Genomic DNA, 19769 nt, shown 5'->3' on the forward strand with positions numbered 1-19769 from the left:
AGACGCTTAGTGTGCCCGCTTTTTGGCCCAGTACGCCATAAAGTTAATCGCTTCGCGATCAACGCCGCGCTCGCCAATCAGATGGCGACGCAGCAGTTTCACGACGGTCGATTCGGCGGCCACCCAGCCGTAAAATTCATTGTTGCGCGCCTGCGCACGATCCCACAGTAACTCACCGTCTTCCTCTTCCTGCACGGCCTGCTGCTGGCCGCCATCGGGTACGCTGACCTGGGACTGAATTGCCGCGATCAGGCATTCACCATGTGAAGCAAACGCAGGTTTGCGGGGCAACCACACAATGTCGGCAAACGCGTACGCCTGTAAATCGACGCAATCCTCAGCATCCGGCACCTCAAAAAAAGCCTGAACCCGGGGCGGATGGGGCTGGCGGGCCAGCAATTCCAGAATGCCTTTCGCGGCAGGCAAGGCGGTTTCATCGGCAATCAGCAGCGCATTGCGCAGGCCGTCTGGCGGCGTCCATTCATAGCCACCGCTGTCGGCCTCAAACGCCGCATTCGGCGCAACGATTACCAGGCTGTCGCCCGGTTTCGCGTTGATGGCCCAGGCCGAGGCCGGACCTTCTGTACCGTGGCTGACAAACTCAATGGTGAGCTCCTCACGTTGGGCATCCAGATGGCGCAGCGTATAGGTGCGCAGCAGCGGCCGCTGCGCTTTGGGCAGCGACAGAATCGTCTGGTACCACTCATCGTTATTGGGCAGGTCGGGCAGGCTGCCATCTTCGGCAGGCAGCAAAATCTTAATCCGCTGGTCGGGCGCATCCGATTTCATCTGTGCCACGTCGGGCCCGTTAAACACCAGGCTCAGCATCGAAGGTGAAAGGTGATGTTTGCGGGCCAGTTTGACCTCAAAAAGGCGGTAAGCAGGGACGTCAGCCATCGTCGTTCCTTGTGGTTAATGAGCCGATAAGGCTGATCGTGAACGCCAGATCAGCCCCGACAGGGCAATAAAGAGCATGGCGGCAGTGAGTGCGGCGGCAATCAGCGCGGCTTCGCCGTGCGAGTGCGTGATCACTGGCACCAGAAGGGCACACAAGCCATAGCCCAGCGTATGACTGGTGGCGATCCAGCCTGCTCCGGCGCCGTCTGCCAGCGTGTCGTTGAGCAGCAACTGATAGGCGGGTGTGCCGAGCGCCGCACCGAACGACATCACGGCACAGCCGACATAAAACAGCCAGAGCGGCGTGGTCAGCATCATGCCCAGGCCCAGCGCCATCAGGATCCCGGCGCTGATTAACAGTGAAAGCGGCGTCAGTAACTGCGGACGCAACACCAGAAACTGCGCACCCAGTGACGCGATGGCGGCAACGCTCAGCAGCCAGGCAACCTGATGGCTTATCGCCGCCGTCTGCCCGGCAAATTGTCGGGCCAGCGCCGGAGACAGCCCCAGTTGCATCAGGCTGACGGTGGCCGCCAGCAGCAGGGCGCATAGCAGGTAGGGCAGGCAATGAGGGCGCAGGCGGGCGTTTTTACGCGTCACCGCTGGCTGCGGGGCCGAACGTTGTAACGGCAGCAACAGGGCCAGCGCCAGCAGCGGCGCCACCACCAACAGCGCCAGCGGGGCCAGCGGATGAATCACCAGCATTCCGGCCGCGCAGAGGGGGCCAAAAAGTCGGCCACAGCTCAGGCCGGAGCTGATGGTCGCCAGCGCCGTCATGCGCTTCTCTTCGCCCGCCCGGTGCAGCGCCCATACCTGACAGGCGGGCACCATGGCCGATACCATCAAACCATAAAAAACCCGGGCAATAATTAATATGCCTAATCCAATCGGTGCGCTGACGGCCTGCACAGACAGCAGCGCACAGCCCAGACCGAGCAGCAAAAAGCTGGTGCCGTAACCGGCCAGCGACCACAGGACCACCGGTTTACTTCCCTGACGGGCAATCTGCTTTCCCCACCACGGCGACGCGGGCAAAAACAACATGGAGCCGAGCGTTAACAGTCCTGCCCACACCGACAGGCTCAGGCTGGTCTGAGCAACCAGCACCGGAATCGCGACCAGCAGGCCATTTTGTCCCACACCCAGCAACCCGGCGCTGATGGCTAAAGGCCAGTTTGCTAACGCTTTTTTTTGCGTCATGGCCAGTTCAGGAGATGTCACGATGTTGCTAACCCGTATCTTTGTTGTATGTATTTGTAAAATTTATTCTGCCAATTCTAACAATTGTCGTTGATAATGAGAACTGTTATCGGCAGAATTCGCATTATCATAACGACTGGAAATTGTTTGATAATGATACAATCAACGCATGACGGGGCCTGGGACGTGGCGGCACAATGCTTCCTGAACGCCCTGATCCGTGAAACCAGGGACTGGCAGTTGAGCCAGAGTGACCCCGCTGAACTGACGATCCCGTTGGATGAACAGCAGACCTTACACTTTAAGGTGGCTTACTTTTCTCCGACGCAGCACCACCGTTTTGTCTTTCCGGCCCGGCTGGTGACGCAGCGGGGCAGCCAGCCGGTGGCGTTTGAAACCGTCGCCAGGCTGATTGTCGATAAGTTACAACACCAGCACGCGCTGCCCGTCGCAGGCTGCGAGGCGTTTTACCAGCGCGTAATGCAAAGTCATGCTCACACCCGCGAAGCGGCGACGTCCCGTCATGACTGGGGCGGCCTGCGCGAAAACGCACTCAATTTTGCCGAGGCCGAACAGGCGCTGCTGGTCGGGCACGCTTTCCATCCTGCCCCCAAATCGCACGAACCTTTCACGCCGCAGCAGGCCAGACGCTACCTGCCCGATTTTGCCCCGCATTTTCCGCTGCGCTGGTTCGCGGTGGATAAAGACTACCTGGCGGGCGACAGCCTGAAACTGAACTTACAGCAGCGCCTGACGCGTTTTGCGGCCGAGAACGCACCGCAGCTGCTGCATGCGCTGACGGACCAGCGGTGGTTATTCCCGCTGCATCCCTGGCAGGCCGACTATTTGCTGCAGCAGAGCTGGTGTCAGCAACTGATGGAGCAAGGACGGCTACAAGATCTGGGTGAGGCGGGAACATCCTGGCTGCCCACCACGTCATCACGCTCGCTCTATTGCGCGACCAGTCGTGACATGATCAAGTTCTCGCTGAGCGTGCGACTCACTAACTCCGTCCGCACTTTATCGGTGAAAGAAGTCAAACGCGGCATGCGGCTGGCGCGGCTGGCGCAGACCGCGCGCTGGCAGGCGATGCAGGCGCGTTTCCCGACGTTTCGTGTGATGCAGGAAGACGGCTGGGCCGGGCTGCGTGATATGCAGGGCACGATCAGGGAAGAGAGCCTGTTCGCCCTGCGTGAAAACCTGATTGTCGACCAGCCGCAGAGTCAGACCAACGTGCTGGTTTCCCTGACGCAGTCCGCGCCGGACGGCGGCGACGCACTGCTGACGGCGGCGGTTAAGCGCCTGAGCCAGCGCCTGCGTATCAGCGAACAACAGGCCGCCCATGCCTGGGTGGACGCATACTGCCAGCAGGTGCTGAAACCGCTGTTTACGGCCGAAGCCGATTACGGACTGGTGCTGTTAGCGCATCAGCAAAATATCCTGGTGGAAATGGCACAAGACCTGCCGGTTGGCCTGATCTATCGCGATTGCCAGGGCAGCGCCTTTATGCCGCACGCCGCAGGCTGGCTGGATGAGATTAGCGAAGCGCAGGCAGAAAACGTCTTTAGCCGCGAACAGCTGCTGCGCTATTTCCCCTATTACCTGTTAGTGAATTCCACGTTCGCGGTCACGGCGGCACTGGGCGCGGCGGGCATGGACAGCGAAATGCACCTGATGGCGCGCGTACGTGATGCGCTGTCTGCGCTGCGTTGCGAGGTCACGCACACGGACTGTCTCGATTACGTGCTGGAAAGTCCGCACTGGAATGTGAAAGGCAACTTCTTCTGTTACCTGCACGATCACAACGAAAACACCATCGTCGATCCGTCGGTAATCTACTTCAACTTCACCAATCCTCTTCTGTCCCAGGAGCGCTAAATGTCTCAGGCAACGATTGTTCACAGCGGCCACGGTTTGCGCTGCGAGAAGTCTGGTAAGGCCCTGAATCTGGGCTGGGGACAGGACAACAGTGCGGTCCTGCATTATACCGGCCCGCTTGCCGAAGGCTGGTTGCGTGATGCGCTGGATCAGATGTTTATCGCGGCTCCGTCGCTTTCCGCCATTGTGTTGCCCTATGCCGAATGGCGGGAAGAGCCGCAGGCGCTGGCCCTGTTTGCCGCGCTGAAAAGCGATATCGTGCACCGCGAGGCGTTCTGGCAACTGCCGCTGTGGCTGTCCACGCCGCGTCAGCAGGCGTTCGGCGAGATGGTCTTTGATGCCGAACGTGAGATTTACTTCCCCCAGCGTCCGCCGCGCCCTCAAGGCGAAGTCTATCGCCGTTACGATCCGCGTGTGCGCAGGACGCTGAGTTTCCGCGTGGCCGAGCCTGCGCGGGATGCCGAGATGTTCACCCGCTGGATGAACGATCCGCGCGTGGATTATTTTTGGGAGCAGAGCGGATCGCTGGCGGTGCAGACCGCCTACCTGCAACGCCAGCTCACCAGCAGCTATGCCTTTCCGCTGATTGGCTGCTTTGATGATGCGCCTTTCAGCTACTTTGAAATCTACTGGGCCGCCGAAGATCGTATCGGACGCCACTATAGCTGGCAGCCGTATGACCGCGGCCTGCATCTGCTGGTGGGCGAATCGCAGTGGCGCGGACCGCACTATGTGCAGAGCTGGCTGCGCGGTATCAGCCACTACCTGTTCCTGGATAACCCGCACACCCAGCGCCTGGTGCTGGAGCCACGCGCTGATAATCAGCGCCTGTTCCGTCATCTGGCACCTGCGGGCTATGCCACCGTTAAAGAGTTCGACTTCCCTCACAAGCGCTCTCGCCTGGTGATGACCCGGCGTGCCCGCTTCTTCAGCGAGGTGGGCCTGTGATGAATCCGCACGCATGGGAAATCGTGAACCGTCAGCTGGTGGCGAAAATGCTGGCCGAGCTGGAGTACGAGCAGGTCTTTCAGGCCCAGGCGCAGGGCGATAACCGTTACTGCATCAGCCTGCTGGGCGCTGAGTGGCACTTCACCGCCGAGCGCGGCATCTGGGGCTGGCTATGGATCGATGCGCAAAGCCTGCGTTGTGCGGATACGCCGGTACTGGCCCAGACCCTGCTCTGCCAGTTACAGCCGGTGCTGTCGATGAGCGATGCCACGGTAGCGGAGCATATGCAGGATCTCTACGCCACCTTGCGCGGCGATCTTCAGCTTATGCAGGCGCGTCAGGGAATGAGCGCGGACGCGCTTATCGATCTGGATGCCGACCGCCTGCAGTGCCTGCTCAGCGGCCATCCCAAATTTGTCTTCAACAAAGGCCGACGCGGCTGGGGACTGGCGGCACTGGCGCGCTACGCCCCGGAATACCTGAACACGTTCCGCCTGCACTGGCTGGCGGTTCAGCGTGAGCATCTGGTCTGGCGCTGCGACAGCGCGCTGGACATCCAGCAATTGCTGCATGCCGCGATGGATGACGGCGAATATGCCCGGTTCACCGAGGCCTGGCAGGCACAGGGACTGGACGACAGCTGGCTGCCGTTACCGGTTCATCCCTGGCAATGGCAGCAAAAAATCGCACTCGATTTTGTCGCGGATCTGGCCACTGGCAAAATGGTCTCGCTGGGCGAGTTTGGCGATCGGTGGCTGGCACAGCAGTCACTGCGCACGCTGACCAACGCCAGCCGTCAGGGCGGACTGGATATCAAACTGCCGCTGACTATCTACAACACCTCCTGCTATCGCGGCATTCCTGGCAAATACATCGCGGCGGGCCCGCTGGCCTCGCGCTGGTTACAACATGTCTTTGCCACTGATGCAACGTTGCAGCAAAGCGGGGCGGTGATTTTGGGCGAACCGGCCGCAGGCTATGTCGCTCATCAAGGTTACGCCGCGCTGGCCGAAGCCCCCTATCGCTACCAGGAAATGCTGGGCGTGATCTGGCGCGAAAATCCTGCGCGCTGGCTGCATCAGGACGAAACGCCGATTCTGATGGCGACGTTGATGGAGTGCGATGAACAGGGACAGCCGCTTATCGGTGCCTACATTGCCCGCTCGGGCCTGAGCGCCGAGGCCTGGCTCAGTCAGATGTTTCGCGTGGTCGTCGTGCCGCTGTATCACCTGCTGTGCCGTTACGGCGTGGCGCTGATCGCGCACGGACAAAATATTACCCTGGCGATGAAAGACAGTATTCCGCAGCGCGTCCTGCTGAAGGATTTTCAGGGCGACATGCGGCTGGTGAAGGACGATTTTCCCGAGATGGCCTCTCTGCCTCAGGCGGTCCGTGATGTCACGGCCCGCCTGAGCGCGGACTACTTGATTCATGACCTGCAAACCGGACATTTTGTCACGGTTCTGCGTTTTATTTCGCCGTTGATGGCGCGCCTTGGCGTACCCGAGCGGCGCTTTTACCAACTGCTTGCCGCAGTGTTGAGCGATTACATGCAGGCGCACCCGCAGCTGTCGGCGCGCTTTGCGCTTTTCTCCCTCTTCAAGCCACAAATCATTCGCGTCGTGCTGAACCCGGTAAAGCTCACCTGGCCCGATCAGGATGGCGGGAGCCGTATGTTGCCCACTTACCTGGAAAATCTGCAAAACCCGCTGTGGCTGGTCACCAAGGACTGAATCATGACAAACACTGTTGATTTTATTGGCATCGGTATTGGCCCGTTCAACCTGAGTATCGCGGCGCTGGCACACGAAGCCGAGGGTTTTACCAGTGCGTTTTTAGACAGTCGGCCGGATTTTGCCTGGCATCCCGGCATGCTGGTGCCGGACTGCCATATGCAGACCTCGTTCTTAAAGGATCTGGTCTCGGCAGTTGCGCCCACCAGCCCGTTCAGCTTTGTGAACTACCTTGTGAAGCGTAAGAAATTCTACCGCTTTATGACGGCAGAGCTGAGAACCGTATCGCGGGATGAGTTTTCTGACTATCTGCGCTGGGCCGCCGAGGGCATGGATAACCTGCACTTTAATCACACGGTGGAGCGCATCGAGTTTGACGACACGAAACAGCGTTTCGTGATTCACAGCCATGACGGTGAGCGCTACGCACGCAATATTTGTCTTGGTATTGGTAAACAGCCCTATCTGCCGCCGTGCGTCAACCGCATCAGTGCGACCTGTTTCCACGCCAGTGAGATGAGCCTGCGCAAGCCGGATCTGCGCGGCAAACGCGTTGCCGTGATTGGCGGAGGGCAGAGCGGTGCCGATCTGTTCCTGAACGCCTTCCGGGGAGAGTGGGGTGAACCGGCGAATGTCAGTTGGGTGTCGCGCCGCAATAACTTTAACGCGCTGGATGAAGCGGCCTTTGCCAATGAATATTTCACCCCTGAGTACGTATCCAGCTTTGTCGGCCTGAGTGAGAAGGCGCGCCAGACCATGCTGGATGAGCAAAAGATGACTTCGGATGGCATTACGGCAGCGTCGCTGCTGACGATTTATCGCGAGCTGTATCATCGCTTTGAGGTGCTGGGGCAGCCGCGCAATGCGCATCTGCTTCCCAGCCGCTCGGTGGTGGAACTGACCCGCCATCAGCAATGCTGGCAGTTGCAGTTACAGCATCAGCTCGATCAGGGTTATGACCTGATTGAGTGCGATGTGGTGATTTTTGCCACCGGTTATCGCCCGGCGTTGCCCGAGCTACTGTCACCGCTGATGAGCCGCCTGACCATGAAAGACGAGTGCACGTTCAGCGTGCGCGAAGATTTCACGCTGGAGTGGAACGGACCCAGGGACACTAACATCTTTGCGGTCAACGCCAGTATGCAAACGCACGGCATCGCTGAACCGCAACTCAGCCTGATGGCCTGGCGTTCCGCCCGTATTCTGAATCGCGCGCTGGGGCGTGATTTATTCGATCTCAGCACGCCGCCTGCCCTGATTCAGTGGCGCAGCGCGAGCCGGGAAAAACCGCAGCAGGGTGCTGCATCCACTCAAAACTATACCGAGTCCTTGGGGTAAACCTTAACCTCGCATGCAGGAACGACGATGAAGACTAAAAACAAAAATATCTGGCTGCTTAATCCGCTGTTATTAGCCATGATGGCACCGGCGGTGGCACAGCAAACCAGTGAGAATGAAATGGTTGTCTCCGCCAGCCGTACGCACCGCACCGTGGCGGAAATGGCACAGACCACCTGGGTGATTGAAGGGGCCGAACTGGAGCAACAGGTCCAGGGCGGAAAAGAGTTTAAAGATGCGCTGGCACAACTGGTACCGGGCCTGGACGTCAGTAGCCAGGGCCGCACCAACTACGGTATGAACATGCGTGGCCGCGCAATTGTGGTGCTGGTAGATGGCGTACGCCTTAACTCCTCGCGTACCGACAGCCGTCAGCTGGATTCCATCGATCCGTTTAATATCGATCATATTGAAGTGATCTCCGGTTCCACCTCGCTATACGGCGGCGGCAGTACCGGTGGCCTGATCAATATCGTGACCAAAAAAGGCCAGCCAGGGACCCAGTTTGAGTTTGAAACCGGCACCAAAACCGGATTCAACAGTAGCAAAGACCATGATGAACGCGTGGCGGCTGCCCTCTCCGGCGGCACCGATCGTGCCTCCGGACGCCTGTCCGTTGCCTACCAAAAGTTTGGCGGCTGGTATGATGGCAAGGGCGACTCACTGCTGATGGACAATACCCAGACGGGCCTGCAGTATTCCGATCGTCTGGACATTATGGGCACCGGCACGCTGGAGATTGATGACCACCAGCAACTGCAGCTGGTCACGCAGTACTACAAAAGTCAGGGCGATGACGATTATGGCCTCTATCTTGGGCGTAACTTCTCCGCAGTAACGGGCGGAGGCACCGCGTACACCCGCAAAGGGCTGAACTCCGACCGCCTTCCCGGCACCGAACGCCATCTGGTCAGCCTGCAGTACTCCAATACTGATTTTCTTGGTCAGGAGCTGGTGGGGCAGGTTTACTACCGGGACGAGTCACTGGCGTTTTATCCGTTCCCCACGGTGTCCGGCGGACGCGTCACCAGTTTGTCCTCCTCAGAGCAAAACACCGATCAGTACGGCGGTAAGCTGGCGATCACCAGTAAGCCGGTCGATGGGCTGCAGCTGACCTACGGCGTAGACGCCGATCATGAGCGTTTCAGTTCCAACCAGATGTTCTTTGATCTGGGCCAGTCAGCCGCCTCGGGCGGGCTGAACAACCAGAGCATCTACACCACGGGCCGTTATCCGGGTTATGACATTACTAATCTGGCGACCTTCCTGCAGTCCAGCTACGACATCAATGAGACGTTTACGCTGAGTGGCGGTGTGCGCTATCAGTACACCGAAAACAAAGTGGATGATTTCGTCGGTTACGCTCAGCAGCAGGCGATTGCCAACGGTACCGCGCGCTCCGCCGATGCGATTCCAGGCGGCTCTACCGATTACGATAACTTCCTGTATAACGCCGGTATCCTGATGCATATCACGGCGCGGCAGCAGGCCTGGTTTAACTTCTCGCAGGGCGTTGAGCTGCCCGATCCAGGCAAATATTACGGGCGCGGCACCTATGGCCGGGCGGTTAACGGCAATCTCCCGCTGACCAACAGCGTTAATGTGGATGCCAGCAAGTTGCAGGGCATCAAAGTCGATTCATGGGAACTGGGCTGGCGCTATACCGGCGATAATCTGCGTACGCAGCTCAGCGCCTATTACTCGCTGTCAGACAAGAATGTGCAGCAGAATCAGGACCTGACGATCAGCGTGGTTGACGATAAGCGCCGCATTTACGGGGTGGAAGGGGCCGTGGATTACTTTATCCCGGACACCGACTGGAGCACCGGAGCGAACTTCAACGTGCTCAAAACCGAGTCCAAAGTGAATGGCAGCTGGCGAAAATATGACGTGAAAGTCGCCAGCCCGTCAAAAGCGACCGCCTATGTTGGCTGGTCGCCGGATCCGTGGAGCCTGAAGGTGCAGAGCACTACCTCGTTTAATCTCAGCGACGACGCGGGCTACAACATCAACGGCTACACCACTGTTGATTTCATTGGCAGCTATGAACTGCCTGTCGGCAAGCTGAGCTTCAGCGTGGAAAACCTGCTGGATCGTGATTACACCACGGTATGGGGCCAGCGCGCGCCGCTGTACTACAGCCCGACCTATGGTTCACCGTCGCTGTATCAGTACAAAGGCCGGGGACGGACGTTTGGTCTGAACTACTCCGTGCTGTTCTGAGTCGGTATTCTTGCCCGGTGTTGCGCCGGGCAAGCCTCACGCCCGTTATCCTGGCAGCGTGTTGAGTACAACAAACACAGTGACCGGTTCAGGCCACTGTGTTTACCGGATTACGAACTGCGATGCAGCGTCAGCGGGGCAGACAACCAGCGGGCGACGCGCTTACCTGCTTTGATGGCGGGCTTTTCAATGTAGAAAAACATTACCGACGCCAGCGCCACGCTGGCGCTGACCGACAGTACGAAAATCATAAGGTTATCTGTCCAGGCTTTATCTGCCAGGCTGTTCATCAGCAGTACCATGAGCGGATAGTGGATGAGATACAGCGAATATGAGATATCCCCCAGGAAAATCAGCGTACGGTTGTGACCGGTGTCGGCACGGTAGCTCAGCATCACCGTCATGATCATGATGGCGGCGGCCAGCCAGAAACCGCCGTGCAGGCCAAAGGGCTGAGGTCCTGTAATCAGGGCGGTAATGACCGCCAGCACCAGCCCTGCCTGAAGCAGTCGGCGCATTCTGTTATCCAGTTCCGGTAGCTTACGCTTCACCAGCAATTCTGCCAGCAGCATCCCCAGGATGAACTCCATACAGATAGTGTTACTGATTAACTTAATCCACGCCTGCCACCAGTGCGTCACCGTCAGATGCGGCGAAACCTGTGAGGAAAAGTCAAAACTGCCGTTGTAGTAAAGCTGAAATCCCACACTGGAGACGATGAAAATCAGTGCACAAAGGTAGCTGCGATAGCGGTAGTTGATGCACATCGCTACGGTGAAAACGGCGTAAAACAGGATCTCGTAAGACAGCGTCCAGGGCGGCCCTAACGCGCTGAATCCAAACGTCGGTCCGGCGCTGCTGTAATCCTGCAGACAGAAATAGAGCGCACAGGACATATCATGAAGAGAGCGATCGTGATACACCACTGCGAAAGACAACAGCCAGACGACAAAGAAGACCGGCCAGATGCGGAAAAAGCGTTTCACCATGAATGAGGTCGGGGCTTCGTTAAACTGATGGGTAATGAAGGTCATGATGAAGCCGCTGATAATAAAGAACACGTCCACGCCCAGCGCGCCTGGAATGTGTCGGGTCCAGTGACCCTCTAACAGCGATGAGTTGTGCGCCAGTACCACAAGTAACGCAGCAAGGCCGCGCAGATACTGGATTGAGACGATTTTCATGAATGTTACAGCCTGTCGGTTGACTCATTAGCGGCAGTCGCGCGGGCGAGCCGATACGGTTAAGCGTAGGCCGTATTGTAAAAATGACTTAACAATGGTCAACCGCCGTTTATCGGGCAGAAAAATACATTTCCAAACGATAGCGTATTTTTGCTGAATAAAGCGCGGCGATCGAGGCTGTTGGGCGCACAAGGAGAAAAGTGCGCCATCAGGATTTCAGAGGGTTCTTAACCAAAATTGATAACTTACATGCGCAACAGACTCATGCAGCACGGCGCGGCGATACGTGTCCACCCAGGGCGCGCCGAAAGATTTCTATCGTCCACATCCACAGAATATGTCCCAGCGTTTCCGAGGCAATTTCCGCCAGCGGCAGGTGCCATAAGGGCGGTGCCCAGCCGTTTATGGGCAGGATCACGGCGTGAAATGCCACGGTAATGATCAGGGCGAACGCCACGCCCTGACCCAGCGTAATGATCGGGATAATCTCGGCCAGGGCGCAGTAGAGCAGGGCAAAGAAAATCGAGAACATATGATGAACACCGGCCACGCCCCAGTTCACCACATGACCGGAATAGTGATAGACCAGGTTGCTGACGTTGATTCCCATATCCTGGAGCATCTCGGCGGGGGGAATTGCCCTGTCCGGCGTTCTGGGCGGAAACGGATTCTCCGTGCCCCATTTGACAAAACTGGCGACGTTACCGCCCCAAAACCCTGCCCACAGCGCCGCACCGTAATGCCGATCGGCCGGGGACGTCAGATAAAACCCTGTTTTCATTTTTCACCGCTCCCGCTGAGTAAAAAGAAGAGAATTACTGGCCGTAATAGGCGTTTGCTCCATGCTTTCTGAGAAAGTGTTTATCCAGTAACGGCTGCTGCATTCGGGTGATATCAGGCGTCAGCTGGCGGGAAAAAATCCCCATATAGGCGATTTCCTCCAGCACGACTGCGTTATGCACGGCATTATCTGCGTCTTTCCCCCAGGCAAACGGCCCGTGAGCATTAACCAGCACGGCGGGAATGGCCGTCGGGCTGATGCCGCGTGAGCGGAAGGTTTCGATAATCACTTCGCCGGTATTGTGCTCGTAATCGTGAGTAATTTCGGCCTCCGTCATCAGTCGGGTGCAGGGAATGGCACCATAGAAGTAGTCAGCGTGCGTGGTGCCCCAGGCTGGCAGGTCCTGGCCCGCCTGCGCCCAGATGGTGGCATGACGCGAATGCGTGTGCACAATGCCGCCGATGTCCTCAAAGGCCCGATAGAGTGCCAGATGGGTGGCCGTGTCCGATGAAGGCTTTTTCGTGCCCTCCACCACGCGGCCGCTTGCCAGTTCCAGTACTACAATATCGTCCACCGTCATGCCGTCGTATTCCACGCCGGAGGGCTTAATCGCCATCAGCCCTTGCGTACGATCAACGGCGCTGACGTTGCCCCAGGTAAACGTCACCAGATGGTGGCGCGGCAGCGCCAGGTTTGCCGCCAGCACCTGCTCTTTCATCATGGCAATGCTCATAGTAAGCCTCCTTCCTGCATTTTCTGTTCAATCCAGCGCCGTGCCTGTACGATCTCAGCAACCGGCTCCTCGGCTTTCTCGGTCCACATCTCAATCAGGAACGATCCGCGATAATTCAGCGCTTTGAGCGTGCGAAACACGCCAACGAAATCCACGCAGCCTTCACCAAAGGGCACATCGCGGAACTGCCCCGGCGAATGGGCGGTGACCGGTTGGGTATCTTTCAAATGAATGGCGGCGATGCGATCAATGCCCAGCGTCAGTTCGGCAGTCACGTCATTGCCCCAGGCGCTGAGATTGCCCACATCCGGATAAACGGAAAACCACGGAGAAGCCTGCTGCTGTTCCCAGGCTTTCCACTTGCTGATGGCGTTCATGAATTCGGTATCCATGATCTCCACCGCCAGCATCACCTGCGCCGCTGCTGCGCGCTGTACTGCGCGTGACAAGCCCTCGGCAAACCGCGCGACCGTGCCTGCATCATGCGGTTCGTAGTAGACGTCATAGCCCGCCAGCTGAATCGTGCGGATCCCCACATCTTTCGCCAGCTGGATGGCCTGATCGATCAGATCGTCTGCGCGCTGGCGGATCGCCGGATCGTGGCTGCCAAAGGGAAAGCGGCGATGGCCGGACAGGCACAGGGAAGGAATGGTGACGCCGGTTTCGATGGTCGCGTTGACCAGCGACAGGCGCTGCTCTTTGCTCCAGTTCAGCCGGCCCAGCCGTTCATCGGTTTCATCGACCGACATTTCCACAAAATCAAACCCGCAGGCTTTGGCCAGCGCGAGACGTTCTGGCCAGGTGAGATTCGCAGGCAGGGCTTTTTCGTAAATCCCTAACGGGTGCAGGCGTTTCATACTGTCCCCCAATGGCGGCCAATGGCCTGGTGAAATGCGGTGGCGCATGCAATGCCGTTCTCGCCATCGCTCAGGGCGCGGCCGGCAATAAACGCCTTCACATCGATATCGCGAAACTGAGAAAGGTCATCCGGGGTGATACCGCCCGTGACGGACAGGGCAAAACCCAGGTCTGATAAGGCTTTCATGGTATCCAGATCGTGCTGATTCCACTGTTGCCCGCTGGCCTGTGCGTCCCGTCCACGGTGATAAATAGCCTGGGTCAGACCCAGCTTTCGCCACTGCCGGGCATCATCCAGCGTCCAGTTGCCAAACAGTTCGATCTGAATATCCCCCTGGTACTGCTGCGCCACCGCCAGCGCGCTGGCAAAGGTTGCCAGCGGCGCGGCACAGATCACCGTCATCCAGTTAGCCCCTGCCGCAAAAGCCATCTCCGCCAGGGTGCCGCCGGCATCCGCCACTTTGTAATCCGCGACCAGCGTTTTTTCCGGGTGCTGCTGGCGCAGATGACGTACGGCTTCAACACCGCAGCTCAGGCACAAAAGCGTACCGGCTTCGATAATGTCGACATGCGGATGCAGTTGCCGGGCGGTAGTGAGCGCGGCATCCAGCGTGGTGTGATCCAGCGCCAGCTGGAGTAAGGGCAGGCTCATGGCAGGTCTCCCTGGGCGTCGCGCAGGACGCGAATCAGATGTTGATAACGCTGATACTTTTGCTGGTAGCGGTCATAGCACGTGCTGTCCGGTTGCCAGCACACGATGTCAGGGGCCAGGGCCTGCTGGGCCGCCTGCAGTGAGGCATAAGCCCCGGTGCCGGTTAATGCCACCAGCGCCGCGCCCAGACAGCCGCTCTCACTGATCTGCGGAACTTCAACCGTCAGGCCGCTGGCATCGGCAAACATCTGCATCCAGGGCGCAGAGCGCGTAGGCCCACCGCTCAGACGCAGGGCGGTAACCTGAGGAAAACGTTGCAGAATACGGTTGAGGTGCGTCAGATGTGAGAACACCACGCCTTCGTAGATGGCCTGAACCAGATGGGCGCGCGTGTGACCTGCCTGCAGGCCAAAAAAGCTGCCGTGCAGATCGGCGCCGGCATTGGTGCCATACAGGAAAGGCAGAAACAGCACACTGCTGCTGGCGGGGGCCAGCGCTGCTACCCACGCATTAAGCTGGCTGTAGTCCTTAATGCCCCACTGGTCACAAAACCATTCCAGATTGGCCGCTGACGTCGGGCTGGCCTCATGGATAAGGTACTGGCCCTCAATGGCATAACGACCATAAACGTAGGGATAGTCTGCTTCATCGCTGATGCAGTCGGTAATGCCGCTGGTCACTGACCAGGTTCCCATCACCGCGTTCAGGCGCGTCGCATCATTCAAACCCGCGCACAGCGCTGTTGACATCACATCGAACAGGCCGCCCACGACGGGCGTACCGGGCAGCAGACCGCATTCGGCAGCGGCCCCGGCGGTGACATAGCCCGCAATCTGCGTCGGGCCGATAATCGGCGGCAGTGCCGATATTATCTCCGGGATACCTGACATCTCTGCCAGTGCAGGCGACCAGTCGGCTGCCTGCATGTCATACAGATTGGACTCAGAGATATTGGTTTCTTCGCATGCCCGCTCGCCGGTCAGACAGAAACGCAGATAGTCATGGGCCATCATGACGCTGCCAATCGCCGCATAGCGCTGTGGCTGATGCAGCTTGATCCAGCGCAGCAGCGACACCGGGTGGCCTGTCCACAGCGTTTGCCGGGTCAGCGGATAGAGTTTCTGCGGCAAGCCTTCCCGTTGCCACTGTTGCACAAGGCTCAGGGCGCGGCGGTCAGAGGAGAGGATGCCGTTGCCCAGCGGGCGGTGCTGTTTGTCCAGCAGAAACAGCCCCTTACCCTGTGCGGAAATGCCCATACCGGCGACCGACGCCGCATCCTCGCCGCTGGTGGTCAGCACCTCACGGATGACGGCTGCCGCCTGTTGCCACAGCAGCGTCATATCGCGTTCGGCATAACCCGGTTCCGGTACAACAACCGGCAGGTTTTGCCGGGCGACGGCCAGCTCGCGGCCCTGTATATCGTACAGCCCGGCTTTAATAAAGGTGCCGCCACAGTCCAGTCCCAGCCAGCGTTTCATAATGCCTCCTGTTGAGGGGAATCGCAGCGTGCGGGCAACGTCATCGCCAGCAGGGCGGCAATCGCCAGTGAAATGGCAAGGCTGTAAACCCCGGCATCCCGGCTGTAAAACGCCATCAGAACGCCCACCATGTAGGGACCGCAGAAGCCGCCCAGGTTGCCCAGCGCGTTGATCAGGCCGCGCGCGCCGCCAGCCACCTCGGCATTAAACAGGCGCGGCGGAATACTCCAGAACACGCCCGCCGCAGACTGGATAAAGACGCCACAGCCCACCAGCGCCGCGTAGGACCACCCGATATGCGCTTTCAGTAACACCGACAGCGCCATGCACAGCGCAAAGCCGGCCAGCGGCAGCGCCACGAACAGCCTGCGCCGTCCGGTCGTGTCCGACAGAACAGAAAACAGAAACATGCCGACGATCGCCCCGATGTAGGGCAGAATGGCCAGAAAGCCCACCTGCTCCACATTACCGTGCGTCAGTCCTTTCAGGATGGTAGGCAGCCACAGCGTGTAGCCGTAAATGCCGGTCTGATAGAAGAAATTGACCAGAATCAGCCGCCACATAACCGGTTCGCGCATCACGCGCATCAGCGAGGCGTTGCGCACGTTCTGCCCTTTGATCATCAACTGTTCGTTATGCAGCGTGGTGATGAGATAGTGTTTTTCGGCTGGCGAAATCCATCTCGCTTCCTGCGGGCGGTTACTGATCGTGAAATGCCACAGGGCCATCACGACCAGAGATAACGCGCCTTCCACGTAGAACAGCATGCGCCAGTCCCAGCCGGTAATGATCCAGCCTGAGAGCGGAGCCGTGATGATCCCGGCGATCGGCACAAACATGATCACGATGGCATTTGCGCGACCGCGCTCCGCATCCGGGAACCAGTTGCCGATCATCGTCAGCACCACCGGTAACATGCCGCCTTCGGCAATCCCCAGCGCAAAGCGCAGCGCCAGCAGCTGATACTGACTGGTGGCCATGCCGGTCAGTATGGAAATCACCGCCCAGGCCAGCAGCGACCAGCCAATAAAGCGTTTACCGTTGCCGTAAACGGCCAGCCTGCCGCCGGGCACCTGCAGGAACAGGTAGCCAATGAAGAAAATGCCGCCTGCCAGTCCGGCCATCGAGGCGCTGATGCCCAGTTCAGCATCCATGCCGCCCGGCATCGCAAAGGCGATGTTGACCCGATCCATATACGAAATGATGCAGGTAATCAGAATCGGCGGAATGATCCGCAGCCAGCGCAGTGCGGGGACCTTTTCATGATTGACAGCGCTTGTGGTGATGCTCATCGTGCCTCCCTGCCTTACACCAGATCGCGCGTGGGGATCTTCACCACGACTTTGCGGATCGGACCGGGCTGACTGACCGCGCAGTTAGGACGATGAATATCCTGAGGAAAAAATACGGCGAACGTGCCGGGCAGCATCCGTACCAGGGTTTCATCGGGGGCATGTTGATAAAAAACGATGTCGCGTTCGCTGTCGTAAGGCTGATGCACCGCCAGATCCAGCGGTTGTGTGGCGACGCCGATCACTTCTTCGCCTGCCACCAGATACTGCACGTCGATGTGATAGCGGTGCGCCTCCGGGTAATTCTCTGCGGCGGGAACCGTGTGCAGATCTAACACCTGTACGACCCAGCCGGTTTCTTCGTCCTGATAACGGCCGGCGGCCATGTTTGCCAGATCATGACCGGCGAGGTAGGCCAGAGCATGAGCAATCGCGGCGGGATAGTGACGGGGATCGGTATTGGCAAGGTGTCCGGTAATCATGATGCCTTCTCCTGTAGCGCCTGAATGCGCGCCCAGACGCGCTCATCAACCGGAATACCCAGGCGTTCGTTTTCTTCACGCAGTGGCGGGAATTTGTCACCCGGCAGGCGAATCGCCTGTGTGCTGTCAGCCGGTTCCGCACCGGTGATGGATGCGCGAATACGATCGAGTTTTTGCTGGCGGGTTTCGCCCGGAATGAGCCGATCGACGTCGATGGCGATAAACACCTGAGAAATGCCAAATTCATCGCCGTTGTCGTGAGTGACTTCAGTCACGGAGGCGCCGTTAGAGAGCAGGGTGGCCAGCATATCCAGCACCACAGACAGCGCTGAGCCTTTCCAGTAACCCATTGGTAAAATGCGGCGGTTTTTTTCCAGCGTGGCCGGATCGCGGGTGTAGTTGCCCTCATCATCAAAGCCGCCATCGACCGGCAGGCTTTTCCCCGCCAGGCGATTCACTTCCAGCATGCCGTAGGAGAACATCGACATGGACATATCCACCATCGTAACCGGCTCGCCCGGTACCGCGATAATCAGCGGATTGGTGCCGATCGCGCAGCTTTTTGCGCCCCAGGGCGGCATTACGGCAATGGAGTTGGTCCAGCAGATGCCGACAAAGCCCTTTTCCGCCGCCTGCCAGCCATAGCTACCCCCGCGCATCCAGTGATTGGCATTGCGTAAGGCCACCAGCCCAATGCCGTGTTCCGTGGCCAGCGCCATCGCGCGGTCCATCATGCTATGGGCGGTGATATTGCCGATGGCGCGTTGCGCATCCCACTGCTCAATCGCACCCAGCGACAGGACTTTTTGCGCATCCGCATCGGGAATAATGTGGCCGGCATCCAGTTGCTGAATAAAACGCGGGAAGCGGTTAACGCCATGGGAATAGACGCCGTTAAGACTGGTTTCAGTAAACATGTGCGCGCAGGCCTCGGCTTTGGCCTGCGGCACGTTGCGGCTGAGGAGTACGCGAAGAAACTCCTGATACAACTGCTGATAGCTGATTCTCATCTGACTGATACTCCCCGCGTCTTATTTATTTCATAATGTGGAATGTCATTTCAACTAAATGCTATGGGGAAAAATGCAGCGAGTCAAAGAAATGACTCAAAAATTATTTCATTTAAATCAGAAGGATATAATTAATTCTGACTTCTGTGATCTTGGGCTTTTTTGCCCGATTCCGGCCACAGTCAGGCCGGTCAGCTGAGAGACAGCTGACCTGTTTTGCTCTGCTTTTCGCCCTGCCTGTGCAGGGGCGTTAGCGTAGCGTTACCCGGTAGAGTGAAGTGTTGGCTGTGATATAAAGTTCATCATTATTCGGTCCGCCAAAGGTGCAGTTGGATACCGTTTCAGGAATCGGGATTTTGCCTTTACGGTTTCCGCTGCTGTCGAAAATAATCACGCCGTCAGCGCAGCTACAGTAAATATCGCCGTTGGCATCCACACAAAATCCGTCCGGGAAACCGGGTGAGACATCGGCAAAAAATTGCCCTGCAGACAACGTGCGACCGTCCACTTTATAGGTGCGCAACTCATGGCGGCCGAGCGTCGGGAAATCCACCACCGACATGTCCGCCACGTACAGCACGCTTTCATCAGGCGAGAACGCCAGCCCGTTTGGCCGCTGCAGATCGCTGGCGGCAATGCTGAGCTGCCCGCTTTCCGGATCAAAACAGTAGAGATAGCAGCCGATCACCTGGCTGGGAGCCAGGTAACCCTCATGATCGCTGACGATCCCGTAAGGCGGATCGGTAAACCAGATGGTGCCGTCGGAGCGGATCGCCAGATCGTTAGGCGAGTTAAACCGCTTGCCCTCGACTTTATCCACCAGCACGTTCACCGTACCGTCTGTTTCTGTCCGGCTGATAGCCCGGCGACCGTGTTCGCAACTGACCACGCGTCCCTGATGGTCGCGGGCATTGCCATTGGCATAGTGAGAATGATGACGCCAGATACTCAGCTCGCCATTGCGCTGCCAGCAGTACATACGGTTGCCTTTGACATCGCTAAATACCACCCCATCCAGCGCCGGTAACCAGACTGGGCCTTCGGCCCAGGTGGCAGGGGAGCACAGTTTTTCTACCTGCATG

General features: G+C 58.3%; 17 protein-coding genes. 5 read left to right on the plus strand and 12 right to left on the minus strand.

Annotated elements, in window-relative coordinates:
• Positions 1–6: 6 nt before the first annotated feature.
• Together RAC65_RS16470 and RAC65_RS16475 are read right to left on the minus strand one after the other, a co-directional pair.
• Positions 7–897: a siderophore-interacting protein gene (locus tag RAC65_RS16470; protein WP_375096894.1), complete on the minus strand. Its 891-nt coding sequence runs from the start codon at positions 895–897 to the stop codon at positions 7–9.
• 15 nt (positions 898–912) lie between these two features.
• The gene (locus RAC65_RS16475; protein WP_110268063.1) at positions 913–2118 is read right to left on the minus strand and encodes an MFS transporter; all 1206 of its coding nucleotides are present in this window, start codon (positions 2116–2118) and stop codon (positions 913–915) included.
• Between the two features lie 132 nt (positions 2119–2250).
• Here RAC65_RS16475 and iucA point away from each other — a divergent pair, with 132 nt between their 5' ends.
• Genes iucA through iutA form a run of 5 tightly spaced genes read left to right on the plus strand, consistent with a single transcriptional unit; the run spans position 2251 to position 10217 of the window.
• Entirely contained in the window at positions 2251–3975 is a 1725-nt protein-coding gene (iucA, locus tag RAC65_RS16480; protein WP_375096895.1) for an aerobactin synthase IucA, read from the plus strand.
• The gene (gene iucB / locus RAC65_RS16485) at positions 3976–4923 is read left to right on the plus strand and encodes a N(6)-hydroxylysine O-acetyltransferase (protein WP_324029223.1); all 948 of its coding nucleotides are present in this window, start codon (positions 3976–3978) and stop codon (positions 4921–4923) included.
• Complete coding sequence (iucC, locus tag RAC65_RS16490) at positions 4923–6656, plus strand: aerobactin synthase IucC (RefSeq protein ID WP_375096896.1); 1734 nt, start codon at positions 4923–4925, stop codon at positions 6654–6656. The genes iucB and iucC overlap by 1 nt, the downstream gene beginning before the upstream one ends.
• Before the next feature lie 3 nt (positions 6657–6659).
• Positions 6660–7994: an NADPH-dependent L-lysine N(6)-monooxygenase gene (iucD, locus tag RAC65_RS16495; protein WP_039339019.1), complete on the plus strand. Its 1335-nt coding sequence runs from the start codon at positions 6660–6662 to the stop codon at positions 7992–7994.
• 27 nt (positions 7995–8021) lie between these two features.
• Positions 8022–10217, plus strand: coding sequence for a ferric aerobactin receptor IutA (iutA, locus tag RAC65_RS16500; RefSeq protein WP_375096897.1), 2196 nt, complete (start codon positions 8022–8024; stop codon positions 10215–10217).
• Positions 10218–10327: 110 nt separating this feature from the next.
• Here the strand turns inward: iutA and RAC65_RS16505 are convergent, their stop codons facing one another.
• The 10 genes from RAC65_RS16505 to RAC65_RS16550 all read right to left on the minus strand — a co-directional run bounded on the left by RAC65_RS16505 (position 10328) and on the right by RAC65_RS16550 (position 19768).
• A complete protein-coding gene (locus tag RAC65_RS16505; protein ID WP_033739089.1) occupies positions 10328–11401 on the minus strand; it encodes an acyltransferase in 1074 nt (357 codons plus the stop codon).
• A gap of 262 nt (positions 11402–11663) precedes the next feature.
• Positions 11664–12182, minus strand: a complete 519-nt coding sequence (locus RAC65_RS16510; RefSeq protein ID WP_058707847.1) for a DUF1440 domain-containing protein — start codon at positions 12180–12182, stop codon at positions 11664–11666.
• Between the two features lie 34 nt (positions 12183–12216).
• Positions 12217–12915 carry an L-ribulose-5-phosphate 4-epimerase gene (gene araD, locus RAC65_RS16515; protein WP_375096898.1) on the minus strand — a complete coding sequence of 233 codons (699 nt, stop codon included), beginning with the start codon at positions 12913–12915 and terminating at the stop codon, positions 12217–12219.
• Entirely contained in the window at positions 12912–13772 is an 861-nt protein-coding gene (locus RAC65_RS16520) for an L-ribulose-5-phosphate 3-epimerase (RefSeq protein WP_205957171.1), read from the minus strand. Before RAC65_RS16520 ends, araD begins: the two co-directional genes overlap by 4 nt.
• Positions 13769–14425 (minus strand): 3-keto-L-gulonate-6-phosphate decarboxylase UlaD, encoded by a 657-nt coding sequence (ulaD, locus tag RAC65_RS16525; RefSeq protein WP_162286140.1) that lies wholly within the window; start codon positions 14423–14425, stop codon positions 13769–13771. The genes RAC65_RS16520 and ulaD overlap by 4 nt, the downstream gene beginning before the upstream one ends.
• Entirely contained in the window at positions 14422–15903 is a 1482-nt protein-coding gene (locus RAC65_RS16530; RefSeq protein WP_205953878.1) for an FGGY-family carbohydrate kinase, read from the minus strand. Before RAC65_RS16530 ends, ulaD begins: the two co-directional genes overlap by 4 nt.
• Entirely contained in the window at positions 15900–17195 is a 1296-nt protein-coding gene (locus RAC65_RS16535) for an MFS transporter (protein ID WP_375096899.1), read from the minus strand. Before RAC65_RS16535 ends, RAC65_RS16530 begins: the two co-directional genes overlap by 4 nt.
• A 14-nt stretch (positions 17196–17209) precedes the next feature.
• On the minus strand, positions 17210–17677 hold the full coding sequence (locus RAC65_RS16540; RefSeq protein ID WP_054634626.1) for a YhcH/YjgK/YiaL family protein: 468 nt from the start codon (positions 17675–17677) through the stop codon (positions 17210–17212).
• Positions 17674–18687 carry a 3-dehydro-L-gulonate 2-dehydrogenase gene (gene yiaK, locus RAC65_RS16545; RefSeq protein WP_375096900.1) on the minus strand — a complete coding sequence of 338 codons (1014 nt, stop codon included), beginning with the start codon at positions 18685–18687 and terminating at the stop codon, positions 17674–17676. The genes RAC65_RS16540 and yiaK overlap by 4 nt, the downstream gene beginning before the upstream one ends.
• 250 nt (positions 18688–18937) lie before the next feature.
• Entirely contained in the window at positions 18938–19768 is an 831-nt protein-coding gene (locus RAC65_RS16550; protein WP_006121624.1) for an SMP-30/gluconolactonase/LRE family protein, read from the minus strand.
• Position 19769 lies beyond the last annotated feature (1 nt).

Origin of the sequence: Pantoea sp. BS_8 (assembly GCF_041954965.1) — a bacterium.
Lineage (GTDB): Bacteria > Pseudomonadota > Gammaproteobacteria > Enterobacterales > Enterobacteriaceae > Pantoea > Pantoea stewartii.

Excerpts from the sequence above, each read along its gene's own strand:
- iucC (WP_375096896.1), top strand. The coding sequence starts at position 4,923 with ATGAATCCGCACGCATGGGAAATCGTGAACCGTCAGCTGGTGGCGAAA.
- RAC65_RS16540 (WP_054634626.1), bottom strand. The coding sequence starts at position 17,677 with ATGATTACCGGACACCTTGCCAATACCGATCCCCGTCACTATCCCGCC.
- RAC65_RS16470 (WP_375096894.1), bottom strand. The coding sequence starts at position 897 with ATGGCTGACGTCCCTGCTTACCGCCTTTTTGAGGTCAAACTGGCCCGC.
- RAC65_RS16505 (WP_033739089.1), bottom strand. The coding sequence starts at position 11,401 with ATGAAAATCGTCTCAATCCAGTATCTGCGCGGCCTTGCTGCGTTACTT.
- RAC65_RS16530 (WP_205953878.1), bottom strand. The coding sequence starts at position 15,903 with ATGAAACGCTGGCTGGGACTGGACTGTGGCGGCACCTTTATTAAAGCC.
- RAC65_RS16510 (WP_058707847.1), bottom strand. The coding sequence starts at position 12,182 with ATGAAAACAGGGTTTTATCTGACGTCCCCGGCCGATCGGCATTACGGT.
- iutA (WP_375096897.1), top strand. The coding sequence starts at position 8,022 with ATGAAGACTAAAAACAAAAATATCTGGCTGCTTAATCCGCTGTTATTA.
- yiaK (WP_375096900.1), bottom strand. The coding sequence starts at position 18,687 with ATGAGAATCAGCTATCAGCAGTTGTATCAGGAGTTTCTTCGCGTACTC.
- RAC65_RS16535 (WP_375096899.1), bottom strand. The coding sequence starts at position 17,195 with ATGAGCATCACCACAAGCGCTGTCAATCATGAAAAGGTCCCCGCACTG.
- araD (WP_375096898.1), bottom strand. The coding sequence starts at position 12,915 with ATGAGCATTGCCATGATGAAAGAGCAGGTGCTGGCGGCAAACCTGGCG.
- iucD (WP_039339019.1), top strand. The coding sequence starts at position 6,660 with ATGACAAACACTGTTGATTTTATTGGCATCGGTATTGGCCCGTTCAAC.
- iucA (WP_375096895.1), top strand. The coding sequence starts at position 2,251 with ATGATACAATCAACGCATGACGGGGCCTGGGACGTGGCGGCACAATGC.
- RAC65_RS16550 (WP_006121624.1), bottom strand. The coding sequence starts at position 19,768 with ATGCAGGTAGAAAAACTGTGCTCCCCTGCCACCTGGGCCGAAGGCCCA.
- RAC65_RS16520 (WP_205957171.1), bottom strand. The coding sequence starts at position 13,772 with ATGAAACGCCTGCACCCGTTAGGGATTTACGAAAAAGCCCTGCCTGCG.
- iucB (WP_324029223.1), top strand. The coding sequence starts at position 3,976 with ATGTCTCAGGCAACGATTGTTCACAGCGGCCACGGTTTGCGCTGCGAG.
- ulaD (WP_162286140.1), bottom strand. The coding sequence starts at position 14,425 with ATGAGCCTGCCCTTACTCCAGCTGGCGCTGGATCACACCACGCTGGAT.